At 45.3% G+C, this 17322-nt stretch carries 17 protein-coding genes and 1 tRNA gene; 11 read left to right on the top strand and 7 right to left on the bottom strand.

The window, feature by feature from the left end; translation table 11 throughout:
* Nucleotides 1-3 precede the first annotated feature (3 nt).
* Nucleotides 4-1491, bottom strand: a complete 1488-nt coding sequence (locus tag OV592_RS04000) for a CYTH domain-containing protein (protein WP_406610478.1) — start codon at nt 1489-1491, stop codon at nt 4-6.
* Nucleotides 1492-1674: 183 nt separating this feature from the next.
* Between OV592_RS04000 and OV592_RS03995 the strand changes: the two genes are divergently transcribed.
* The 3 genes from OV592_RS03995 to OV592_RS03985 all read left to right on the top strand — a co-directional run bounded on the left by OV592_RS03995 (nt 1675) and on the right by OV592_RS03985 (nt 4366).
* Nucleotides 1675-2352 (top strand): TIGR00153 family protein, encoded by a 678-nt coding sequence (locus OV592_RS03995; protein ID WP_016401668.1) that lies wholly within the window; start codon nt 1675-1677, stop codon nt 2350-2352.
* Nucleotides 2353-2378: 26 nt separating this feature from the next.
* Nucleotides 2379-3644 carry an inorganic phosphate transporter gene (locus tag OV592_RS03990; RefSeq protein WP_406610477.1) on the top strand — a complete coding sequence of 422 codons (1266 nt, stop codon included), beginning with the start codon at nt 2379-2381 and terminating at the stop codon, nt 3642-3644.
* 110 nt (nt 3645-3754) lie between these two features.
* Nucleotides 3755-4366, top strand: a complete 612-nt coding sequence (locus tag OV592_RS03985) for a TIGR04211 family SH3 domain-containing protein (RefSeq protein WP_338624064.1) — start codon at nt 3755-3757, stop codon at nt 4364-4366.
* A 64-nt stretch (nt 4367-4430) separates the two neighbouring features.
* On the opposite strand, the gene OV592_RS03980 is transcribed toward OV592_RS03985, so the two are convergent.
* Nucleotides 4431-5243 carry a general secretion pathway protein GspB gene (locus OV592_RS03980; RefSeq protein WP_406610476.1) on the bottom strand — a complete coding sequence of 271 codons (813 nt, stop codon included), beginning with the start codon at nt 5241-5243 and terminating at the stop codon, nt 4431-4433.
* On the bottom strand, nt 5243-6865 hold the full coding sequence (locus OV592_RS03975) for an AAA family ATPase (RefSeq protein WP_338624059.1): 1623 nt from the start codon (nt 6863-6865) through the stop codon (nt 5243-5245). Before OV592_RS03975 ends, OV592_RS03980 begins: the two co-directional genes overlap by 1 nt.
* 134 nt (nt 6866-6999) lie before the next feature.
* Between OV592_RS03975 and OV592_RS03970 the strand changes: the two genes are divergently transcribed.
* Complete coding sequence (locus OV592_RS03970) at nt 7000-8241, top strand: multifunctional CCA addition/repair protein (protein ID WP_406610475.1); 1242 nt, start codon at nt 7000-7002, stop codon at nt 8239-8241.
* An 89-nt stretch (nt 8242-8330) separates the two neighbouring features.
* On the opposite strand, the gene OV592_RS03965 is transcribed toward OV592_RS03970, so the two are convergent.
* From OV592_RS03965 to folB, 3 genes are read right to left on the bottom strand one after another with little or no spacing between them, the layout of a single operon-like run.
* Nucleotides 8331-9131, bottom strand: a complete 801-nt coding sequence (locus OV592_RS03965; RefSeq protein WP_406610474.1) for an undecaprenyl-diphosphate phosphatase — start codon at nt 9129-9131, stop codon at nt 8331-8333.
* A gap of 24 nt (nt 9132-9155) precedes the next feature.
* On the bottom strand, nt 9156-9644 hold the full coding sequence (gene folK / locus OV592_RS03960) for a 2-amino-4-hydroxy-6-hydroxymethyldihydropteridine diphosphokinase (protein ID WP_016403349.1): 489 nt from the start codon (nt 9642-9644) through the stop codon (nt 9156-9158).
* Nucleotides 9644-10009, bottom strand: a complete 366-nt coding sequence (folB, locus tag OV592_RS03955) for a dihydroneopterin aldolase (RefSeq protein ID WP_406610473.1) — start codon at nt 10007-10009, stop codon at nt 9644-9646. The genes folK and folB overlap by 1 nt, the downstream gene beginning before the upstream one ends.
* Nucleotides 10010-10132: 123 nt before the next feature.
* On the opposite strand from folB, the gene plsY reads away from it, so the two are divergent.
* On the top strand, nt 10133-10726 hold the full coding sequence (plsY, locus tag OV592_RS03950) for a glycerol-3-phosphate 1-O-acyltransferase PlsY (protein ID WP_406610472.1): 594 nt from the start codon (nt 10133-10135) through the stop codon (nt 10724-10726).
* Between the two features lie 32 nt (nt 10727-10758).
* Here plsY and tsaD read toward each other — a convergent pair whose 3' ends face one another.
* Entirely contained in the window at nt 10759-11781 is a 1023-nt protein-coding gene (gene tsaD, locus OV592_RS03945; protein WP_406610471.1) for a tRNA (adenosine(37)-N6)-threonylcarbamoyltransferase complex transferase subunit TsaD, read from the bottom strand.
* A 221-nt stretch (nt 11782-12002) separates the two neighbouring features.
* On the opposite strand from tsaD, the gene rpsU reads away from it, so the two are divergent.
* From rpsU to OV592_RS03915, 6 genes are all read left to right on the top strand, one after another.
* A complete protein-coding gene (rpsU, locus tag OV592_RS03940) occupies nt 12003-12218 on the top strand; it encodes a 30S ribosomal protein S21 (protein WP_016403353.1) in 216 nt (71 codons plus the stop codon).
* A 16-nt stretch (nt 12219-12234) separates the two neighbouring features.
* Nucleotides 12235-12678: a GatB/YqeY domain-containing protein gene (locus OV592_RS03935; RefSeq protein ID WP_406610470.1), complete on the top strand. Its 444-nt coding sequence runs from the start codon at nt 12235-12237 to the stop codon at nt 12676-12678.
* 87 nt (nt 12679-12765) lie between these two features.
* Nucleotides 12766-14526, top strand: coding sequence for a DNA primase (gene dnaG / locus OV592_RS03930; protein WP_406610469.1), 1761 nt, complete (start codon nt 12766-12768; stop codon nt 14524-14526).
* Nucleotides 14527-14673: 147 nt separating this feature from the next.
* The gene (rpoD, locus tag OV592_RS03925; RefSeq protein WP_016403356.1) at nt 14674-16497 is read left to right on the top strand and encodes an RNA polymerase sigma factor RpoD; all 1824 of its coding nucleotides are present in this window, start codon (nt 14674-14676) and stop codon (nt 16495-16497) included.
* A 112-nt stretch (nt 16498-16609) separates the two neighbouring features.
* Nucleotides 16610-16686, top strand: a tRNA-Ile gene (locus tag OV592_RS03920).
* Between the two features lie 258 nt (nt 16687-16944).
* On the top strand, nt 16945-17169 hold the full coding sequence (locus OV592_RS03915; RefSeq protein ID WP_338624039.1) for a helix-turn-helix domain-containing protein: 225 nt from the start codon (nt 16945-16947) through the stop codon (nt 17167-17169).
* Nucleotides 17170-17322: the final 153 nt, after the last annotated feature.

The raw sequence follows: 17322 nt of genomic DNA, 5'->3' as shown, positions 1-17322 counted from the left end.
GACTTACCAATACACCGCTTGTTGCAGCGCTTGCTGGCGAGAAAACTCTAAGGCATCCAGTAAGGAGCGCTCTTTACGCTGCACCCATTTTTCAATCGCTTGCTGTAACTCAGCATCCAGCTCTGGCAATAGTTCTCGCATCGGCTTAAACAAACTCAGTTCTTCAATGCCCGATAAAATATCTACCCAAGGCAAGCGGAATTCTTGGCGCAGCTCTTGGTCAAATAACTCACCCACACACATGCCCACCAGCAGGTTACGTCGCAGCTTAGTGGCCTGTTTCATATAAGCATTACAATCAAGCTGAGGTTCAGCCAAAGGCGATTGTTGCAAGTAATCCCAACTAGTTTGCAACATTGCTTTGGCTAAATGCTGAATATTCTCTTGTTGCAGAGCTTGGCTGTGCTGCCATTTAGCTTGATAAAGCCAGCGGGTTATTTTTAACATCAAACTACAATAGCGGGCGCTATGCATTAATTGATAAACATCATCAGGTTGCGGCAAATCATGCTGACGCTGTTGCAAAGTTTTTAATAAAGAGCGCTGCTGAGGTAACTTCTTAATCAATGCACCTCGTTCAGCAGTCAGTTTATTTAAACTGGCTGCTTGGGTTAACCACGCAAACTGTTGGCGCAGCCAACGTAATTCATTAAGCCAAGCGCATTCTACTAAATCGCGCTCACTAAACATTTTGCAGGCTTGAAACAACATTTGCACCGCTAGAGAGACTTGCTCTAAAGCGGCAAAACTTCGCTGCTCCACAAATAGCTGTTCGTGGTATTGCCAATGTTCGAGTGCACCAACAAAAATCCGATTTAAGCATTCACTAGTACTATCGGCATCACTAAGTTTAACTGCGTTTAGGGTTTTAACTTGTTGTACATGAGCGGTAGCCAGCATATATCCACGCTGGGCTTTGCTAATGTTTGCTAAGCGTAAACCTTCTATTGAAGCAATGTCGCTGGCGAGTTCGAAAAGCTGGCTAATGTCGCCTTTCACAAACTCCAGCTCAATTTCGCATATGGCTTCGTGCTCGCTTCCTGCAGTAAGCGAACCTTGATCGAAAGCTACTTCAATTAAGGTATCGTTAGGCAAGTCAACCAACCAAGTTTGTCTATCAAAGGTGGTAGTAAACAACGGGCTTAGCTGATTATTAAGACTGGAAAGTTCTGCGCCGGCTGGCCATTCAACCTCTTCAAATAAGGCTAATTGCGGTTGGTTAGATTGAAGCACACAATTGTATTCAGGACGCTGGTGTAAACCGCCTACACTTAAGCCATCGGTTTTAATGGTTTGAACATTGTCGCCATCGCCACTGCGAATGCGCAGGCCCATGCCCCAACGCATCAGTTGGCGGTCATCAGTATCAAAATAAACACTGGTGAGAGTTTTCACTTCGGTTTGCAGCACACTATACTGATTGAGCCGAGCCAATAACACCGACGCGCATTGCGGTGTAGCTAAGAGCTTGATTTCAATTTCATTGTTCATGGTTTATCCATGTAGGCTGATGCAGCGACCTGCTCCCTCTGTTCAGTTTTCATACAAAACCTTTGATTCAGCTCAAGTAAAAAGCAACAAATTGTAAGATAAATGCTTGCACTTAAGCTCCGCTACGTTACCATGCGCCTCGCAAAAAATATATCCTTTGCATAGCTAATTGGAACAGAGATTATGTCCGGAAATACAATTCTAGGTTTGTTCGCTAAATCGCCGATTAAACCTCTAGAAGAGCATATCAATGTAGTACACGAATGCTGTGAAGGTCTTGTACCTTTTTTTGAAGCAGTACTTAATAAAGATTGGAAAACTGCGGCAAAACGTCGTAGAGACATTTCAAACTTAGAAAAAGAAGCTGATCGCATGAAGCGTGAAATTCGCCTGAATCTACCTGGTGGTATTTTCATGCCAGTTGAACGTTCAGACGTACTCGAGCTGCTTACTCACCAAGATCGAATTGCCAATAAAGCAAAAGACATTTCAGGTCGCATGTTAGGCCGAAAGATGGAGTTACCACCTAAACTTGCTGAAATGTTCATGACTTACTTAGCGCGTTGTTTAGATGCAACTGGTAAAGCTAAAGAAGTAATCAACGAACTGGAAGATCTGCTAGAAACCGGCTTTAAAGGCCGTGAAGTAGACCTAGTGAAAAAAATGGTACACGAACTCGATATTATCGAAGACGATACCGACGCACAGCAAATCAAAATTCGTCGAAAATTACAAAAGCTAGAGAAGAAACTAGACCCTATCGACGCAATGTTCCTATATTTCATCATTGAAGCTATCGGCGAACTAGCCGACCAAGCGCAGCGCGTTGGTGCTCGCTTAGAACTGATGATCTATCGCTAAACAAAGAAAATACTTAGGTAACTCCAATGGAAATTCTTGCAACTTACGGCACTACGCTGATTGTTATTGCGGCCGTTTTTGGCTTTGTTATGGCGTGGGGTATTGGTGCCAACGACGTAGCCAACGCTATGGGTACATCGGTAGGCTCTAACGCTATTACCATTAAACAAGCGATTATTATCGCGATGATCTTTGAATTTGCCGGTGCTTATTTGGCCGGTGGTGCGGTAACCAATACCGTACGTAAAGGCATCATTGATTCTGGCGCGTTTGTTAACACTCCCGAGCTATTAGTATTCGGTATGATTGCCGCGCTGCTTGCTGCTGGTACGTGGCTATTAATTGCCTCTTACAACGGCTGGCCGGTATCAACCACTCACTCTATTATTGGTGCCATTGTTGGTTTCGCCGCAGTAGGTGTAGGCACAGAAGCTGTAGAATGGGCCAAAGTGGGCGGCATTGTAGGTAGTTGGATTATCACTCCGGCTATTTCAGGTGTATTTGCTTACTTAATCTTTGTGAGCGCCCAGAAGCTTATTTTTGAACACGAGAACCCACTAGAAGCCGCTAAGCGCTACGTGCCAGGTTACATGTTCTTAGCAGGCTTTATGATGGCGCTAGTAACCATCAAAAAGGGCCTTAAACACATTGGTTTAGAGCTAAGCAGTGTTGAAGGTTACGTATGGGCTGTAGCCGTTGGCGTATTGGTTGCTGTTGTAGGTAAGGTGATTATTAGCCGCCTAAAAATCGACCCTAAAGCCGACCGTCAAATGCACTACACCAACGTAGAAAAAGTATTTGCAGTACTAATGGTAATTACCGCTTGTTGTATGGCTTTTGCTCACGGTTCAAACGACGTAGCAAATGCTATTGGTCCATTGGCGGCAGTAGTTAGCGTAGTAAACAACAACGGTGAAATTGCCGCTAAAGCCTCACTAGCATGGTGGATTTTACCACTAGGTGGTTTAGGTATTGTGGCCGGTTTAGCCCTATTTGGTCACCGCGTAATTGCTACTATTGGTAAAGGTATTACCCACCTTACACCTAGCCGTGGTTTTGCTGCTGAACTCGCTGCTGCAACAACAGTAGTTGTTGCCTCGGGTACTGGCTTGCCAATCTCTACCACTCAAACCCTAGTAGGTGCGGTGTTAGGCGTGGGTATGGCACGTGGTATTGCCGCTCTTAACCTCGGTGTAGTACGTAGTATTGTAGTATCTTGGGTAGTAACTCTGCCGGCCGGTGCAGCACTATCTATCGTGTTCTACTACATTATGTTGGCTATTTTTAACTAGTATCTCACTAAACTAGTTAACTTTACTCACATTAACAACGTTGCTGGTTGAGACTAGCAACGTTGTTTCGTACACTAACGGCGAAACTATTCTAAATAAAGAGATACGCCGTGATTGTCAGAACATTATCTGCTGCTTTTTTATCGCTTGCCCTCGCCTTCCCTGCTCTTGCTCAAACTCGTTACATCTCTGACGACTTATATGTCTTCATGCATTCTGGTCCTAGCAACCAATTTCGAATTGTGGGTAGCGTTAACGCAGGTACTAAAATCAATCAGGTTGAATTCAACCAAGAAAACAAATACGCCAAAATTGTTTTAGAGAATGGCCGCGAAGGCTGGGTAGAAGCTAAATACCTTAATCGCTCACCAGGCTTAGCTGCTCAATTAGAACAAGTGAAAAGCCAGTTAGAAAAAAGCCAAACTGCGCTTAAGCAGCAACAGCAAGACAGCGGCGCAGCCTCTGCCGAACAAGCTGAGCAAATTGATGCCCAGCAACAGCAAATTGAACAACTTCAGCTTACTAACGATCAATTGAACGAACAGCTTACTCAAATTAGCCAGCAAAATAATGCCATCCAACATGAGCTAGACACCAAAGATGAAGCGGTGCAAATGCAGTGGTTTATGCGAGGCGCAGGTGTAGCGGGTATTGGTTTAATTCTAGGTATATTGCTGCCAATGATCCCTCGTCGTAAAAAGCGCGATAATCAGTGGATGTAATCGCTGTTATTTTTCCATTAAAAAAGGCGCTTAGTGCGCCTTTTTTGTTAGCCCCACTTTTTTGTTAACCCCAATCTGACAAAGCATTCAGTCGACATAAGTTACCTGCAACCCGCAGCACAATGTCATCAAGACGAATCGCCACCAACTCGATGTTCTTGGTAACAAAATCCCCTTCAACCAACTCTTTATCATTAAGGGTGACATAACGACGGTTCGGATCTGACGAAAATACGTGCGAGTTAAAGGTAATGGCTGGTACCAATTTTTGCACCTCTGGGTCGAGCGCCCCAACCATGGGTGCGTCGTCATAAGTACTTGGGTCAAGCTCCGCGTCCCAGCTTAAGGTATTGGTTGCTTGTACAGCCGCAGCAAAGCGTTGCTCTAAGCCCTTTTCTTCTGCCGAGCTAGGCTTGGCAGGTGCCGACTGCTGCACTGGCGCAGGCTTACTGGCCACTACAGTAGAGCGGGCGTTTGGCGTAGCCACTGGCTCTGGCGCTTGATACTGCGGAATAGGTGCATTTAATAAGGTTTCAAACTGCTTTTGGCGTAGCGCTAGCAAATCAACCTTTTCTAGCCCTTCTAATTGAGGTAAAGGCAACAGCTCAATCTCTAACTTAGGCTCAACCACCCGAGAGACCCGCATTATTGGTTTGGTTTCTAACTCTTTAGTTACAGGCTGAACCGCAGCCTCCACTTTAGCCGGCGCGGTATCTTTGTTTGATTGTTGCCACAACCAAAAACCGCCAGCGCCTAAAGATAAGGTGAGAACCGAACTTAGCACTGCGGTTAATACTGGATTAACTGGCGAGGGCGCAACTAAAGCAACCGCTTCGTTTGGCTGACTGCGGCGCTGTGCGTCTAAAATACTGGACATTAGTTCAACTCCTGCAAGCGCGGTTGATCAACGTAAATCTGTTGGTTAAGACGTAATAAAGTAAACACACCAGCTATGCCATCGGCACTTAGGCGATTTTGCTGCTGGAACTGCTGCACTTGGCGGCTTAACTGGGCATCAAAATTAAAGGTTTTGCGTGGACGCTGTCCTTGAATTAACGACAAGCTTTGCTCCAACCAATAAACGGCTTCGCCTTGGTTGCCTTGTTTAAGCACCCCTGTAAAGCCTGGGGGTTGCTTCCAGAGAACTTGAAACTCACCGTTCCAACGTTGGCCAAACCAAGATCGACTAACCATAATTGCGCGGTCACCCATCCATAGTTCTAATTTAGGCCCCCAATGGCGCACCACCGCATAAAAGTAATGACCGTCTTCTTCTAGCTCAACTACCGCGGGAAGGTTCACTTCTCGCAAAGCCCGCTCGCCGCCTGTAAGGTTTAAACAATATAAATCTAAGCTTGTTACTAGGTTGCAGTTTGCTTGCGCATTCGCCACATCGTAACCCCAAGTACGCAACAATAATTGCCAAGAGCGCGCTGGCAAACTGTTGTTCGCTCGTAGTTGCTGCCACTCTTGCTTAATTGCTTGAATGTCATCTTCGCTTTGTTCCAACACTGGAGCAGGTTCTACAGCAACAATCTCGGCTGGGCGCTCAACAACTGGCGCAGCTATCGGCTGGTTGTCTATTTCAACTGCTGGCGTTTGCTGCAAGATAAACCAAGCCGCCACAATCAAGCAGCCTAATAAAGCACCACTCAATACATAGTTAAGGTTAAAGCCTTGAGACTTAGGCTCGCCCAAGGCCACTTCTTCAATCGCTTGGTTAAGCGCTTTTTTGTCTACCTGCATTTGGTCGCGGCCGTAGGCGGCTAACAGCGCACGGTCGCATAACAAGTTAATCACTCGCGGAATACCGTCAGCGGCCTTAAACAACTGCTTAATCACCGAGGGAGCAAATAGAGGGCGCTCACACCCCGCCACCATTAAGCGATGACGCACGTAGGCTTCTACTTCATTTACGGTTAATGGCAGCAAGTGATAGCGAGCGGTAATACGCTGAGCCAATTGGCGTAAAACAGGTTGCTTAAGCTTTTGTTGCAGTTCGGGTTGGCCAATTAATACCACTCGCAACAACTTGCGCGTATCGGTTTCAAAGTTGGTTAATAGCCGTAATTGCTCGAGGACTTCTACCGACAAGTGCTGCGCTTCATCAATCAGCAGCATAGTATTGCCACCTTGGAAGTGGTTCTCTAACAAGCGCTGACGAATCGCGTCACCAAAATCTTTTACGCTAAAAGAGTCACGGTCGTATTCTATGCTCAGTTCGTCACACACTGTGGCTAACAACTCTAGTTCGGTAAGGCTTGGGTTTAACACCAAGGCCACTTGGGTGTTTTCGGGCACTTGTTTAAGCAAGGCGCGCGACACCGTGGTTTTGCCGGTACCAACCTCACCAGTAAGCAATACAAAGCCACCAGTCTCGCCCAAACCAAAGGTAAGGTGAGCCAAGGCTTCTTTATGACGCTCGCTCATAAACAAGAAATCAGGGTTTGGCGCTATCGAAAAGGGACTTTCCTTTAAGCCAAAGTAATCCAAATACATTAAACCGCTATCCTTTCACCGATTATGGCTGCCACTTATATTACAAGTCGCAATCCAAGCCCTATTGAGCATTGATAGGTGTATAATACCCCCACGCAAGGCGTTTGTGGATATTAGTTAACGAGGAGTGATAAGTGGAAACCTATTTAGTCGGCGGAGCAGTACGAGATCAACTACTAGGTTTACAGGTAAAAGACCGCGATCACGTTGTGGTTGGCGCCACTCCCGAGCAAATGCTGCAACTTGGCTACAGCCAAGTTGGCAAAGATTTCCCAGTATTTTTGCATCCTCACAGCCAAGAAGAATATGCATTGGCGCGCACCGAACGCAAACAAGGTACAGGTTATACCGGCTTTAGTTGTGATTTTTCCGATGATATTCGCTTAGAAGACGACCTCTTACGACGCGACCTTACCGTAAATGCCATTGCCCGCGCAGAAAATGGTGAGCTAATTGACCCTTACGGTGGACAACGCGACTTAGATGCGAAGCTACTACGCCATGTATCGCCCGCCTTTGTAGAAGATCCGCTGCGAGTATTGCGAGTAGCCCGCTTTGCCGCGCGTTTTCATCACCTAGGATTTATAGTTGCCGATGAAACCATCGAGTTAATGCGAGAAATTGCTCACTCGGGCGAATTAGCGAGCTTAACCCCAGAGCGTATTTGGCGAGAACTCGAAAAGGCACTTAGCAGCCAATCACCACAAGTATTTTTTGCAGTATTGCGAGAAGCGGACGCACTGGCGGCCTTAATACCAGAACTGGATGATTTATTTGGAGTACCAGCCAGTCCCAAATGGCACCCAGAAATAGACACCGGCATTCACACCTTAATGGTCATTGAGCAAAGTGCTAAGCATGGCTATAGCGACCTAGTGCGCTTTGCAGCCTTGTGCCACGACTTTGGCAAAGCCTTAACCCCCGAAGAAAAGCTGCCTTCTCATCCAGGCCACGGACCTAAGGGGGTAAAGTTAATTAAAGCCTTTTGCCAACGCATCAAAGTACCTAACGAATACCGAGATTTAGCGCTACTTGTCGCTGAGCATCACATTACCATTCACAGCGCTTTGGAACTTCGTCCCGAAACCGTATTAAAGCTGTTTAACCGCTGCGATGCTTGGCGCAAGCCAGAGCGTTTTACCCAAATACTAGAAGCTGGCGTGGCCGATATTCGTGGTCGTTTAGGTTTTGAACAAAACGATTACCCTGCTTACAACTATTTGTTATCGCAACTCGAGGTAGCCAACAGCGTGAATATTCAAGCCATTGTGCAACAAGGCTATAAAGGTGAGGCGATTCGTGAACAGGTGCACCTGGCGCGGCTTAAGCTAATTAAGCAAGAAAAGCAGCGTTATTTACAGCAACTTGAACAATAAACTGATTGAACAGTAACGAAGCCAAGCAGTTTATTACAATAAAAAAGCACGCCCATTGGCGTGCTTTTTTTGTTCGAACTTAAGGTCGTTTAACTTAAGACTAAAAAGGCAAACAAAGTAATTCCCAGTAGCATGCGATAGATAACAAACGGCTTCATACCTACCTTGTTAACCCACTTAATAAACAAGTGAATACAAGAATAAGCACTGATAAACGACACCAATATACCCAGCGACATCGCCGACCAATCGATATCCACCTGATTATCAGCCATATCTTTGCCCATAAGAACACAAGCGCCAACAATTACCGGTATAGACATTAAAAATGAAAAACGCGCCGCGGCTTCACGGGTTAAGCCCAACATTAAGCCTGCTGTAATTGTTATACCACTCCGCGAAGTACCAGGAATAATCGCTATCGCTTGTGCAACACCCACAAACAGCGCTTGTTTCCAGCCAATTTTGTACTCGTCGTGCACTAACTTAGCTTGCGAATCGGCCCACCATAACAAAGCACCAAATACGATGGTGGTAGTTGCAATTACATACGCAGAGCGCAAGTACTCTTCAATCAACGATTTAAACAAGCCGCCAAACAGTACCGCAGGAATAGTGGCTAAGATAATTAACCAAGCAAGCACAGCCTCGGGGCTGCGGTTACCAGTAAACGAGCTTAACCACGCTTTAAGCATGGCCCATACTTCTTTTCTAAAGTAACCCAATACGGCAAACAAACTACCTACGTGCACCGCTACATCAAAGGCAATCCCTTGATCATCCCAACCAAAAATCTGCGAGGGCAAAATTAAATGGGCAGAACTGGAAATAGGTAAAAACTCGGTCAAACCTTGGATCAAAGCCAAAAAAATGGTCTCAAATGTACTCATTCTTGGTTCCTTGCTGCTAAAAAATTAAAAGTTGAAACTCTCTACAAGAGTGAGCACTTGGCTACTATGATCAAAATCTTGCCATAGTTGCGTGTAAGTTTGATGAAGCGTTGGATGTACCAACTCGCCAGCAATATCTGCCAGCGGCTTTAATACAAAAGCACTTTTACTTATCTCGGCTCTGGGTAATACACAGGGTGAATCTACCACTAAGTGGTTATATAAAAGAATATCGATATCTAAGGTACGTGACGAGTACTTTTGCGCATCCATTGCCCGCCCGTGTTCAAATTCAATCCTTTTAATCGCTTCAAACACCGCTTGCAAAGATAAAGGGCTAGTAAATTTAGCCACCAAATTGTAGAACTCGGGTCCATCAAAACCCAAGGCAGGGCTTTCATAAACAGGGCTTAAAGTTAACTCGCCAAACTGTGCGCGTAATGCAGCCACACCTTGTTGGATGTATTGCTCACGCTCAATGTTACTGCCAATGCCTACAAAAATATCGGCCATTACGAAGCGTAATCCTTTTGCTCACGTTCAATCTGCACACCCACGTTGCTAGCAAATGGAACGGCTCCGGGTTTATTGATAGTGACCTTAATCCACGACACAGAAAACTGCTGAATCACTAAGCTCGCCACTTTTTCGGCCACGGTTTCAACTAACTCGTGGGCTTGCCCAGTAACGAGATCACTCACCGCTTGACTCACCGAGGCGTAATCTAGCGCTAGCGATAAATCATCATTTTGGGCGGCAGGTTTGTTATCCCACGCCATTTCTAAATCGATAAGCAACTTTTGCTTAATCTCTTTTTCCCACTCATAAGCACCGATGGTGGCTAATACGGTGAGATCTTTAATAAATACTTTATCCATAGTTCTGGCTGCTGTGCTGCAAACGTGCTTATTAGCCTTAGCTAAAAAAACAGCGTATGATTTGACCTTTGAGAGAGCGCGATAATACCGCAATTCGGCAATTGGTGGAATGCTTCTAAGCTAATGGGTTTACTCGGTTTATTTTTTATTACGGCAGCTTATTTGCTGGGTTCTATATCCAGTGCCGTACTAATATGTCGAATTTTTCGCTTACCCGACCCTCGCCAACATGGCTCAAACAACCCAGGCGCCACCAACGTTTACCGCATCGGCGGCAAAATTCCTGCAGCATTGGTATTAGTATGTGACCTATTAAAAGGTATGGTGCCAGTTTGGGTGGGTTACTACGCAGGGTTAGCACCAGTTGTATTAGGATTTGTGGGTATAGCTGCATGCTTAGGCCACATGTACCCCATCTTCTTTCATTTTGAAGGTGGCAAAGGTGTCGCAACAGCCTTAGGTGGCGTACTGCCAATTGGCTTAGACTTAGCAGCTTTACTGATAGTAACTTGGATTATTACCTTAAAACTGCGCGGCTATTCATCGTTAGCCGCTATAGTGAGTGTGAGTTTAGCGCCTTTATACACTTGGCTAATAAAACCTGAATACACTCTCCCCGTTGCGATGCTAGCCTGCCTTATTATTATTCGCCACCAAGGCAACATTACTCGCCTGCGCAATCACACCGAAAGCAAAGTAGTCAATAAAGACCAATAAAAAAGCGCCTATTTAAGGCGCTTTTTTAACATCTAAATCACTTTAGCAGGCGGTAACTCATCAAGCGGCCAACGAGGCATTGCTTTTACTGATAAACCTTCGGTTTGCCCTGCTTTAAAACGCTGCATACCTGCGTAAGCAATCATAGCGCCATTGTCGGTACAAAATGCTGGCCGCGGGTAATACACTTTACCCCCACGCGACTCTAGTAACTCACCGAGCTGCTCACGCAATGATTTATTGGCGCTTACACCACCGGCAATCACTAAGCGTTTTAAGCCAGTTTGCTTTAAGGCGCGACGGCACTTAATGATTAAGGTTTCAACCAAGGCTTGTTGGAATGCTAAGGCAATATCTGCTTGGGTTTGTTCATCTTTACCTTCAGCATCAATGGTATTTTTAGCAAAGGTTTTAAGGCCTGAAAAGCTCATATCTAAACCAGGACGGTCAGTCATTGGCCTAGGAAAAGTAAAGCGGCCTGGTGTGCCCTTTTCAGCCAAACGGCTTAGAGCTGGGCCACCTGGATAATCTAAACCTAATAACTTGGCGGTTTTATCAAAGGCTTCACCGGCTGCATCATCAATAGATTCACCAAGAATTTGATATTCACCAATGCCGTCCACTTCTACCAATAGAGTGTGGCCACCCGATACTAACAAGGCTAAAAAAGGAAACTCTGGAGGGTTGTCTTCTAGCATTGGAGCTAACAAATGCCCTTCCATATGGTGCACTGGCACAGCAGGTTTGTTCCACGCCATGGCAATACTGCGTGCTGTTAGTGAGCCAACCAATAAAGCTCCTACTAAACCAGGGCCTGCGGTGTAAGTTACTGCATCAATATCATCTGCCGTGCAGTTGGCATTCGCCATCGCTTCTTTTATAAGAGGAATGGTTTTACGAACGTGGTCGCGCGAGGCCAACTCTGGCACTACTCCACCATAATCGGCATGTAATTTAACCTGGCTGTAAAGAACGTCGGCCAATAAACCTTGTTGGTCATCATAAATGGCCACGCCCGTTTCATCACACGACGTTTCAATACCTAGTACACGCATAATCTTGCTTTTCCTGCTTAGTTACTGGCTTAAAAATTGGTGTTTTTAATGCTTAAGCCCGCTTAAAATCGCAGCTATATTACTTGCTAGCGGCTTATTTCACCAGAGGATTACAAATAGGCTTTACATTGCCCCCTAGTTCGGCTTAAAATTCCGCACCATTTTTAAACACTCAGGCTGATTTTTGTTCGGCCGTTAATAAACCGGAAGGTGATAGGCATATGCCAATCGTTAAAGTACGTGAAAACGAACCATTTGACGTAGCTCTACGTCGTTTCAAGCGCTCTTGCGAGAAAGCAGGTATTCTTTCTGAAGTTCGCCGTCGCGAGTTTTATGAAAAACCAACTACAGCTCGTAAACGTGCTAAAGCGTCTGCTGTTAAACGTCACGCTAAGAAATTGGCTCGTGAAAACGCACGTCGCGTTCGCTTGTACTAAGCGCTGTTAATAACCTATGTCATTAAAAGCAACCTTACAAGATGAGCAAAAAGCAGCAATGCGCGCCAAAGACAAGTTTCGTCTTGGCACACTGCGTATGTTGCTTGCGGCTGTTAAACAGGTAGAAATTGACGAGCGCATTACTTTAGATGATGACCAGATCCTGAGCATCATTGTTAAACAAGTAAAACAGCGTAAAGACGCAGCTGAACAATTTACAGCTGCCGAACGTCAAGACTTAGCTGATAAAGAACTTGCCGAGATTGAAATCTTGGAAGCGTTCCTTCCTCAAGCGCTTAGCGAACAAGAAGTAGCCTCATTAATCGAAGCTACTATTGCTCAAACAGGCGCTGCAGGAATGCAAGATATGGGTAAAGTGATGGGCATCCTGAAACCTCAGGTACAAGGCCGTGCAGACATGGGTGCTATTAGCGCCGCTGTCCGCAGTAAACTAGCCTAAGCTCGTCCCTTAGAATACTCGAACAAGCCGTGTTCTCATTGAGTTCACGGCTTGTTTGTTTTTAATTTTCGCTGAAGATGGTAGTGAATGGCTGGAAGAATACCGCAACAGTTTATCGATGATTTATTGGCACGTACCGATATCGTAAGCCTTATCGACCAACGTGTGCGTTTAAAAAAAGCCGGCAAAAACTACTCAGCGTGCTGCCCTTTTCATAATGAAAAATCCCCCTCTTTTACCGTAAGCCAAGATAAACAGTTTTATCACTGCTTTGGTTGTGGTGCCCACGGCAATGCCATCAGCTTTTTAATGGAATACGACAAACTGGAGTTTGTAGATGCCATTGAAGACTTAGCCAGCCAAATGGGTGTGGAAGTAGAGCGTGAAAACAGCAACAACAGTAAATTTGATAAAGAAAAAAGCCAACAACAACGCCAAGCCAGTAAAGACTTATACGAACTGATTGGCCACGTCAGCCGCTTTTTTCAGCAGCAACTACGTACTAACCCTAACAAGCAACAGGTTATCGACTACCTAAAAAGCCGTGGCTTAAGTGGCGAAGTGGTACAACGCTTCTCCATTGGGTATGCGCCCGATGAGTGGGATGCGTTAGGCAAAGCCCTTGGTGGCTCTAAACAGGCCAGCCAACAGCTAGTCGATGCCGGATTATCGATAGAAAACGACAAAGGCCGCCGCTACGATCGTTTTCGCGATAGAGTGATGTTTCCAATTCGTGATAAACGTGGCCGCTATATTGGCTTTGGCGGGCGAGTGTTTGGCGACGGCACACCAAAATATCTAAACTCACCAGAAACTAGCGTATTTCATAAAGGGCGTGAACTCTACGGCCTTTATGAAGTGCGCCAAGCGCATAAGCAAATACCACAAATATTGGTGGTAGAAGGCTATATGGATGTGGTGTCTTTAGCTCAATTTGAGATTGACTATGCGGTTGCCTCACTAGGTACCTCTACCACCCCAGAGCACCTACAAACGCTATTTAGAACCAGCAACCAAATTATTTGTTGCTACGATGGCGACCGTGCAGGCCGCGACGCAGCATGGCGCGCCCTAGAAAATGCCCTACCGCATTTACGCGACAACGTAGAACTAAAATTTATGTTTTTACCCGATGGGGAAGATCCGGATACCCTGGTTCGCCAAGAAGGTAAAGACGGCTTTGAACAACGCATGCGCGACGCCATGCCGCTATCGCGATTCTTATTTGAACGCTTAAGCCAAGAAATAGACGTCACTACAGATGCGGGGAAAAGCCATTTAGCAGCCCGCGCTTCTGAGCTAATTAAGCCGGTTCAAGCTGAATTTTATCGCGAAATGCTCAAGGGCGAATTGGCCAAATGGTTGCGCTGGGATAGTAACCGCTTAACCAAGTTTTTTGCCGCAAGCGACCCGAAGCCCCAAAACACGCAGGCCAACACACTCAAAATAACCCCAATGCGAAAAGCGATTGCGATGATTTTGCAACGGCCTGATATTGCTAATGAGTTGCCGCCTTCAGAGCAACTTAAGCAAGTTAACATTAAAGGCATGCCACTGTTATTGGCGCTCATTGGCGAAATACACAAGAAACCCGAGATAACCACTGGCCAGTTAATCGAACGTTGGCGCGAACAGCCTGAGCAAAAACATTTGAGTGCACTGGCAGGCTATAATTTAGAAATTGACGAATCAGGCTACCCAGACGAGCTGCAAGATATTATTGCCAGTTTTGTGGAGCAACTGCTGTTGCAGCGTTACGAGCAACTCAATGTTAAGTCACTGCAAGGTACACTTAGCGTAGAAGAGAAATACGAAATGCAGCAATTGGTAGTGGAATTAAAGCCTTAATTGGCTTGTTTAAGGAATAAACAAAAAGTTTTTGGTTAAATGCCCTTGATATAGAAATTTTAACCCATACTTGATATAATTCTTCGTTTGCGCTTGCAGCGCTTACGTTTATGGTTTTGCTAGCTTAATCTACTTCGGATGACATCTATGGAACAAACCCCACAGTCTCAACTCAAACTCCTTCTCGCAAAAGGTAAAGAGCAAGGCTACTTAACTTATGCAGAGGTAAACGACCATTTACCTGCTGATATCGTAGATTCCGATCAAGTTGAAGATATCATTCAAATGATCAACGACATGGGTATTCAGGTACATGAAAATGCACCCGATGCCGATGACTTATTGTTGGCCGAAAATACTACCGACGAAGACGCCGCCGAAGCGGCAGCCCAAGCACTTGCTACGGTAGAATCAGAATTAGGCCGCACCACCGACCCAGTGCGCATGTACATGCGTGAAATGGGTACCGTTGAACTACTTACCCGCGAAGGCGAAATCGACATTGCCAAGCGCATTGAAGAAGGTATTAACGAAGTTCAGCGCAGTGTTTCTGAGTATCCAGAAACCATTTCTATCTTGCTTGAAATGTACGACCAGTACCAAGCAGAAGAACTAAAAATTAGCGATATTGTAAACAGCTTCATCGACGAAGACGAAGTAGCCGAAGCCGCACCAACAGCGACACACATCGGCTCAGAGCTTGAAGAAAAAGATCTTGAAGACGAAGACGAAGATGAAGACGAGGAAGAAGAAGACACCGGTCTTGACCCAGAGTTGGTAAAAGAGCGCTTCGACACCTTACGTGAGCAGTACGAAAAAACTCACGCAGCTATCGAAAAGCACGGCCGTATGTCTGCCCGTGCCACCAAAGAAATTTTTGAGCTAAGCGAAATTTTCCATACTTTCCGCCTAGTACCAAAACTGTTCGACAAGCTGGTAGCCAGCATGCGTACCATGATGGAACGTGTGCGCACTCAAGAACGCCTAATTCTTAAGTTGTGTGTAGAGCAAGGCAAAATGCCAAAACAAGCATTTGTAAAAGCCTTCTCTAAAGACGAAACCAGTGAAGAATGGTTTAACGAGCACAAAACCTCTGCTAAAGATTACGCACCTGCGTTAATGGAAGTAGACGAAGAAGTGCGCCGTTGTATCTTCAAACTAAAAAGTGTTGAAGAAGAAACTGGCCTAACCATTAACAACATTAAAGACATCAACCGCCGTATGAGCATTGGTGAAGCAAAAGCTCGCCGTGCTAAGAAAGAAATGGTTGAAGCTAACCTACGTTTGGTAATTTCTATTGCGAAGAAATACACCAACCGTGGTTTGCAGTTCTTAGACCTTATCCAAGAAGGTAACATTGGCCTAATGAAGGCCGTAGATAAATTTGAATACCGTCGTGGTTACAAATTCTCTACTTACGCTACTTGGTGGATCCGTCAGGCAATTACTCGTTCTATTGCGGACCAGGCACGTACTATTCGTATTCCGGTTCACATGATCGAAACCATTAACAAACTAAACCGTATTAGCCGCCAAATGCTTCAGGAAATGGGTCGCGAGCCTACTCCAGAAGAGTTGGCAGAGCGCATGTTAATGCCAGAAGACAAGATCCGTAAGGTACTTAAAATTGCTAAAGAGCCAATCTCCATGGAAACACCAATTGGTGATGATGAAGATTCGCACTTAGGTGACTTTATTGAGGATACCACCCTGTCGATGCCAGTAGACGCAGCAACAGGCGAAAACCTCAAGTTTGCCACACAAGAAGTACTAGCAGGCCTAACCCCGCGTGAAGCTAAAGTACTGCGCATGCGTTTTGGTATTGGTATGAACACCGACCACACGCTAGAAGAAGTTGGCAAACAGTTTGACGTAACCCGTGAACGTATTCGTCAGATTGAAGCCAAAGCATTGCGCAAACTTCGTCACCCTTCTCGTTCTGAGCAGCTACGCAGCTTCTTAGACGAATAGGTGAGCTAAACGGCGAATAAATAAGCGCTTAGTTTCAAACGCATAGACAAGGCTGACATGATTTTTTATAATCCAGCCTCGTTGTTTGAGCTAAGCTCGCAACACCCAATTTGGCCCTTTAGCTCAGCTGGTTAGAGCACACGACTCATAATCGTTAGGTCCACAGTTCAAGTCTGTGAAGGGCCACCATATACAAAGGCGTAGAAGGTTAATACCTTCTACGCCTTTTTTCTGTGCCGGCCCTGTGCCGTACATCACCCGTAAAGACCTATTCTCAATACCAATACCCTAGTGAGATCATAGAGAGATTTTCCTTATTTTTCACTCGAAAAGCTCAAAACAAATACTTTCAACCTCTAGGCTAAAGTGTGATCAAAGTCACACTGTGTGCCAGATGAATTTACCCTTTTCATAAGCAAATCTTAAAAATCTATTGGAGAATTTGTTTTGAAAGAAAAATCATTCGGTACTCAAATATTGGCTAAAGCCGGTTATTCAGCTGGCGAAAAACTAACACCCTCACAGACTGCTGACATCTTATCTTTACAAGTGAGCACATTAGCAACTTGGCGCTGCAACAAACGTTATACGTTGCAGTACATGAAAGTTGGCGGACGCATCTACTACCCTGCAGAAGCGGTCATTGCTTATCTTGATAGCCAAATTAGGTAAGATTAATACCCAGGAGGGCTTATAGAGTTGATACGGCTCTATAAGCTTTATTTGCATTATTCCATTCAAGCCTAGATACACTAACCACCTCAGCAAAAACTAGTTAAGCCTGCGCCTCCACTAAATAAGCCAAAATAGTAAACAAACCAAAAT

This window comes from Agarivorans sp. JK6, from assembly GCF_045277145.1.
Classification (GTDB): Bacteria; Pseudomonadota; Gammaproteobacteria; order Enterobacterales; family Celerinatantimonadaceae; genus Agarivorans; species Agarivorans albus.
This window is presented reverse-complemented; position numbering and strand designations above follow the sequence as displayed.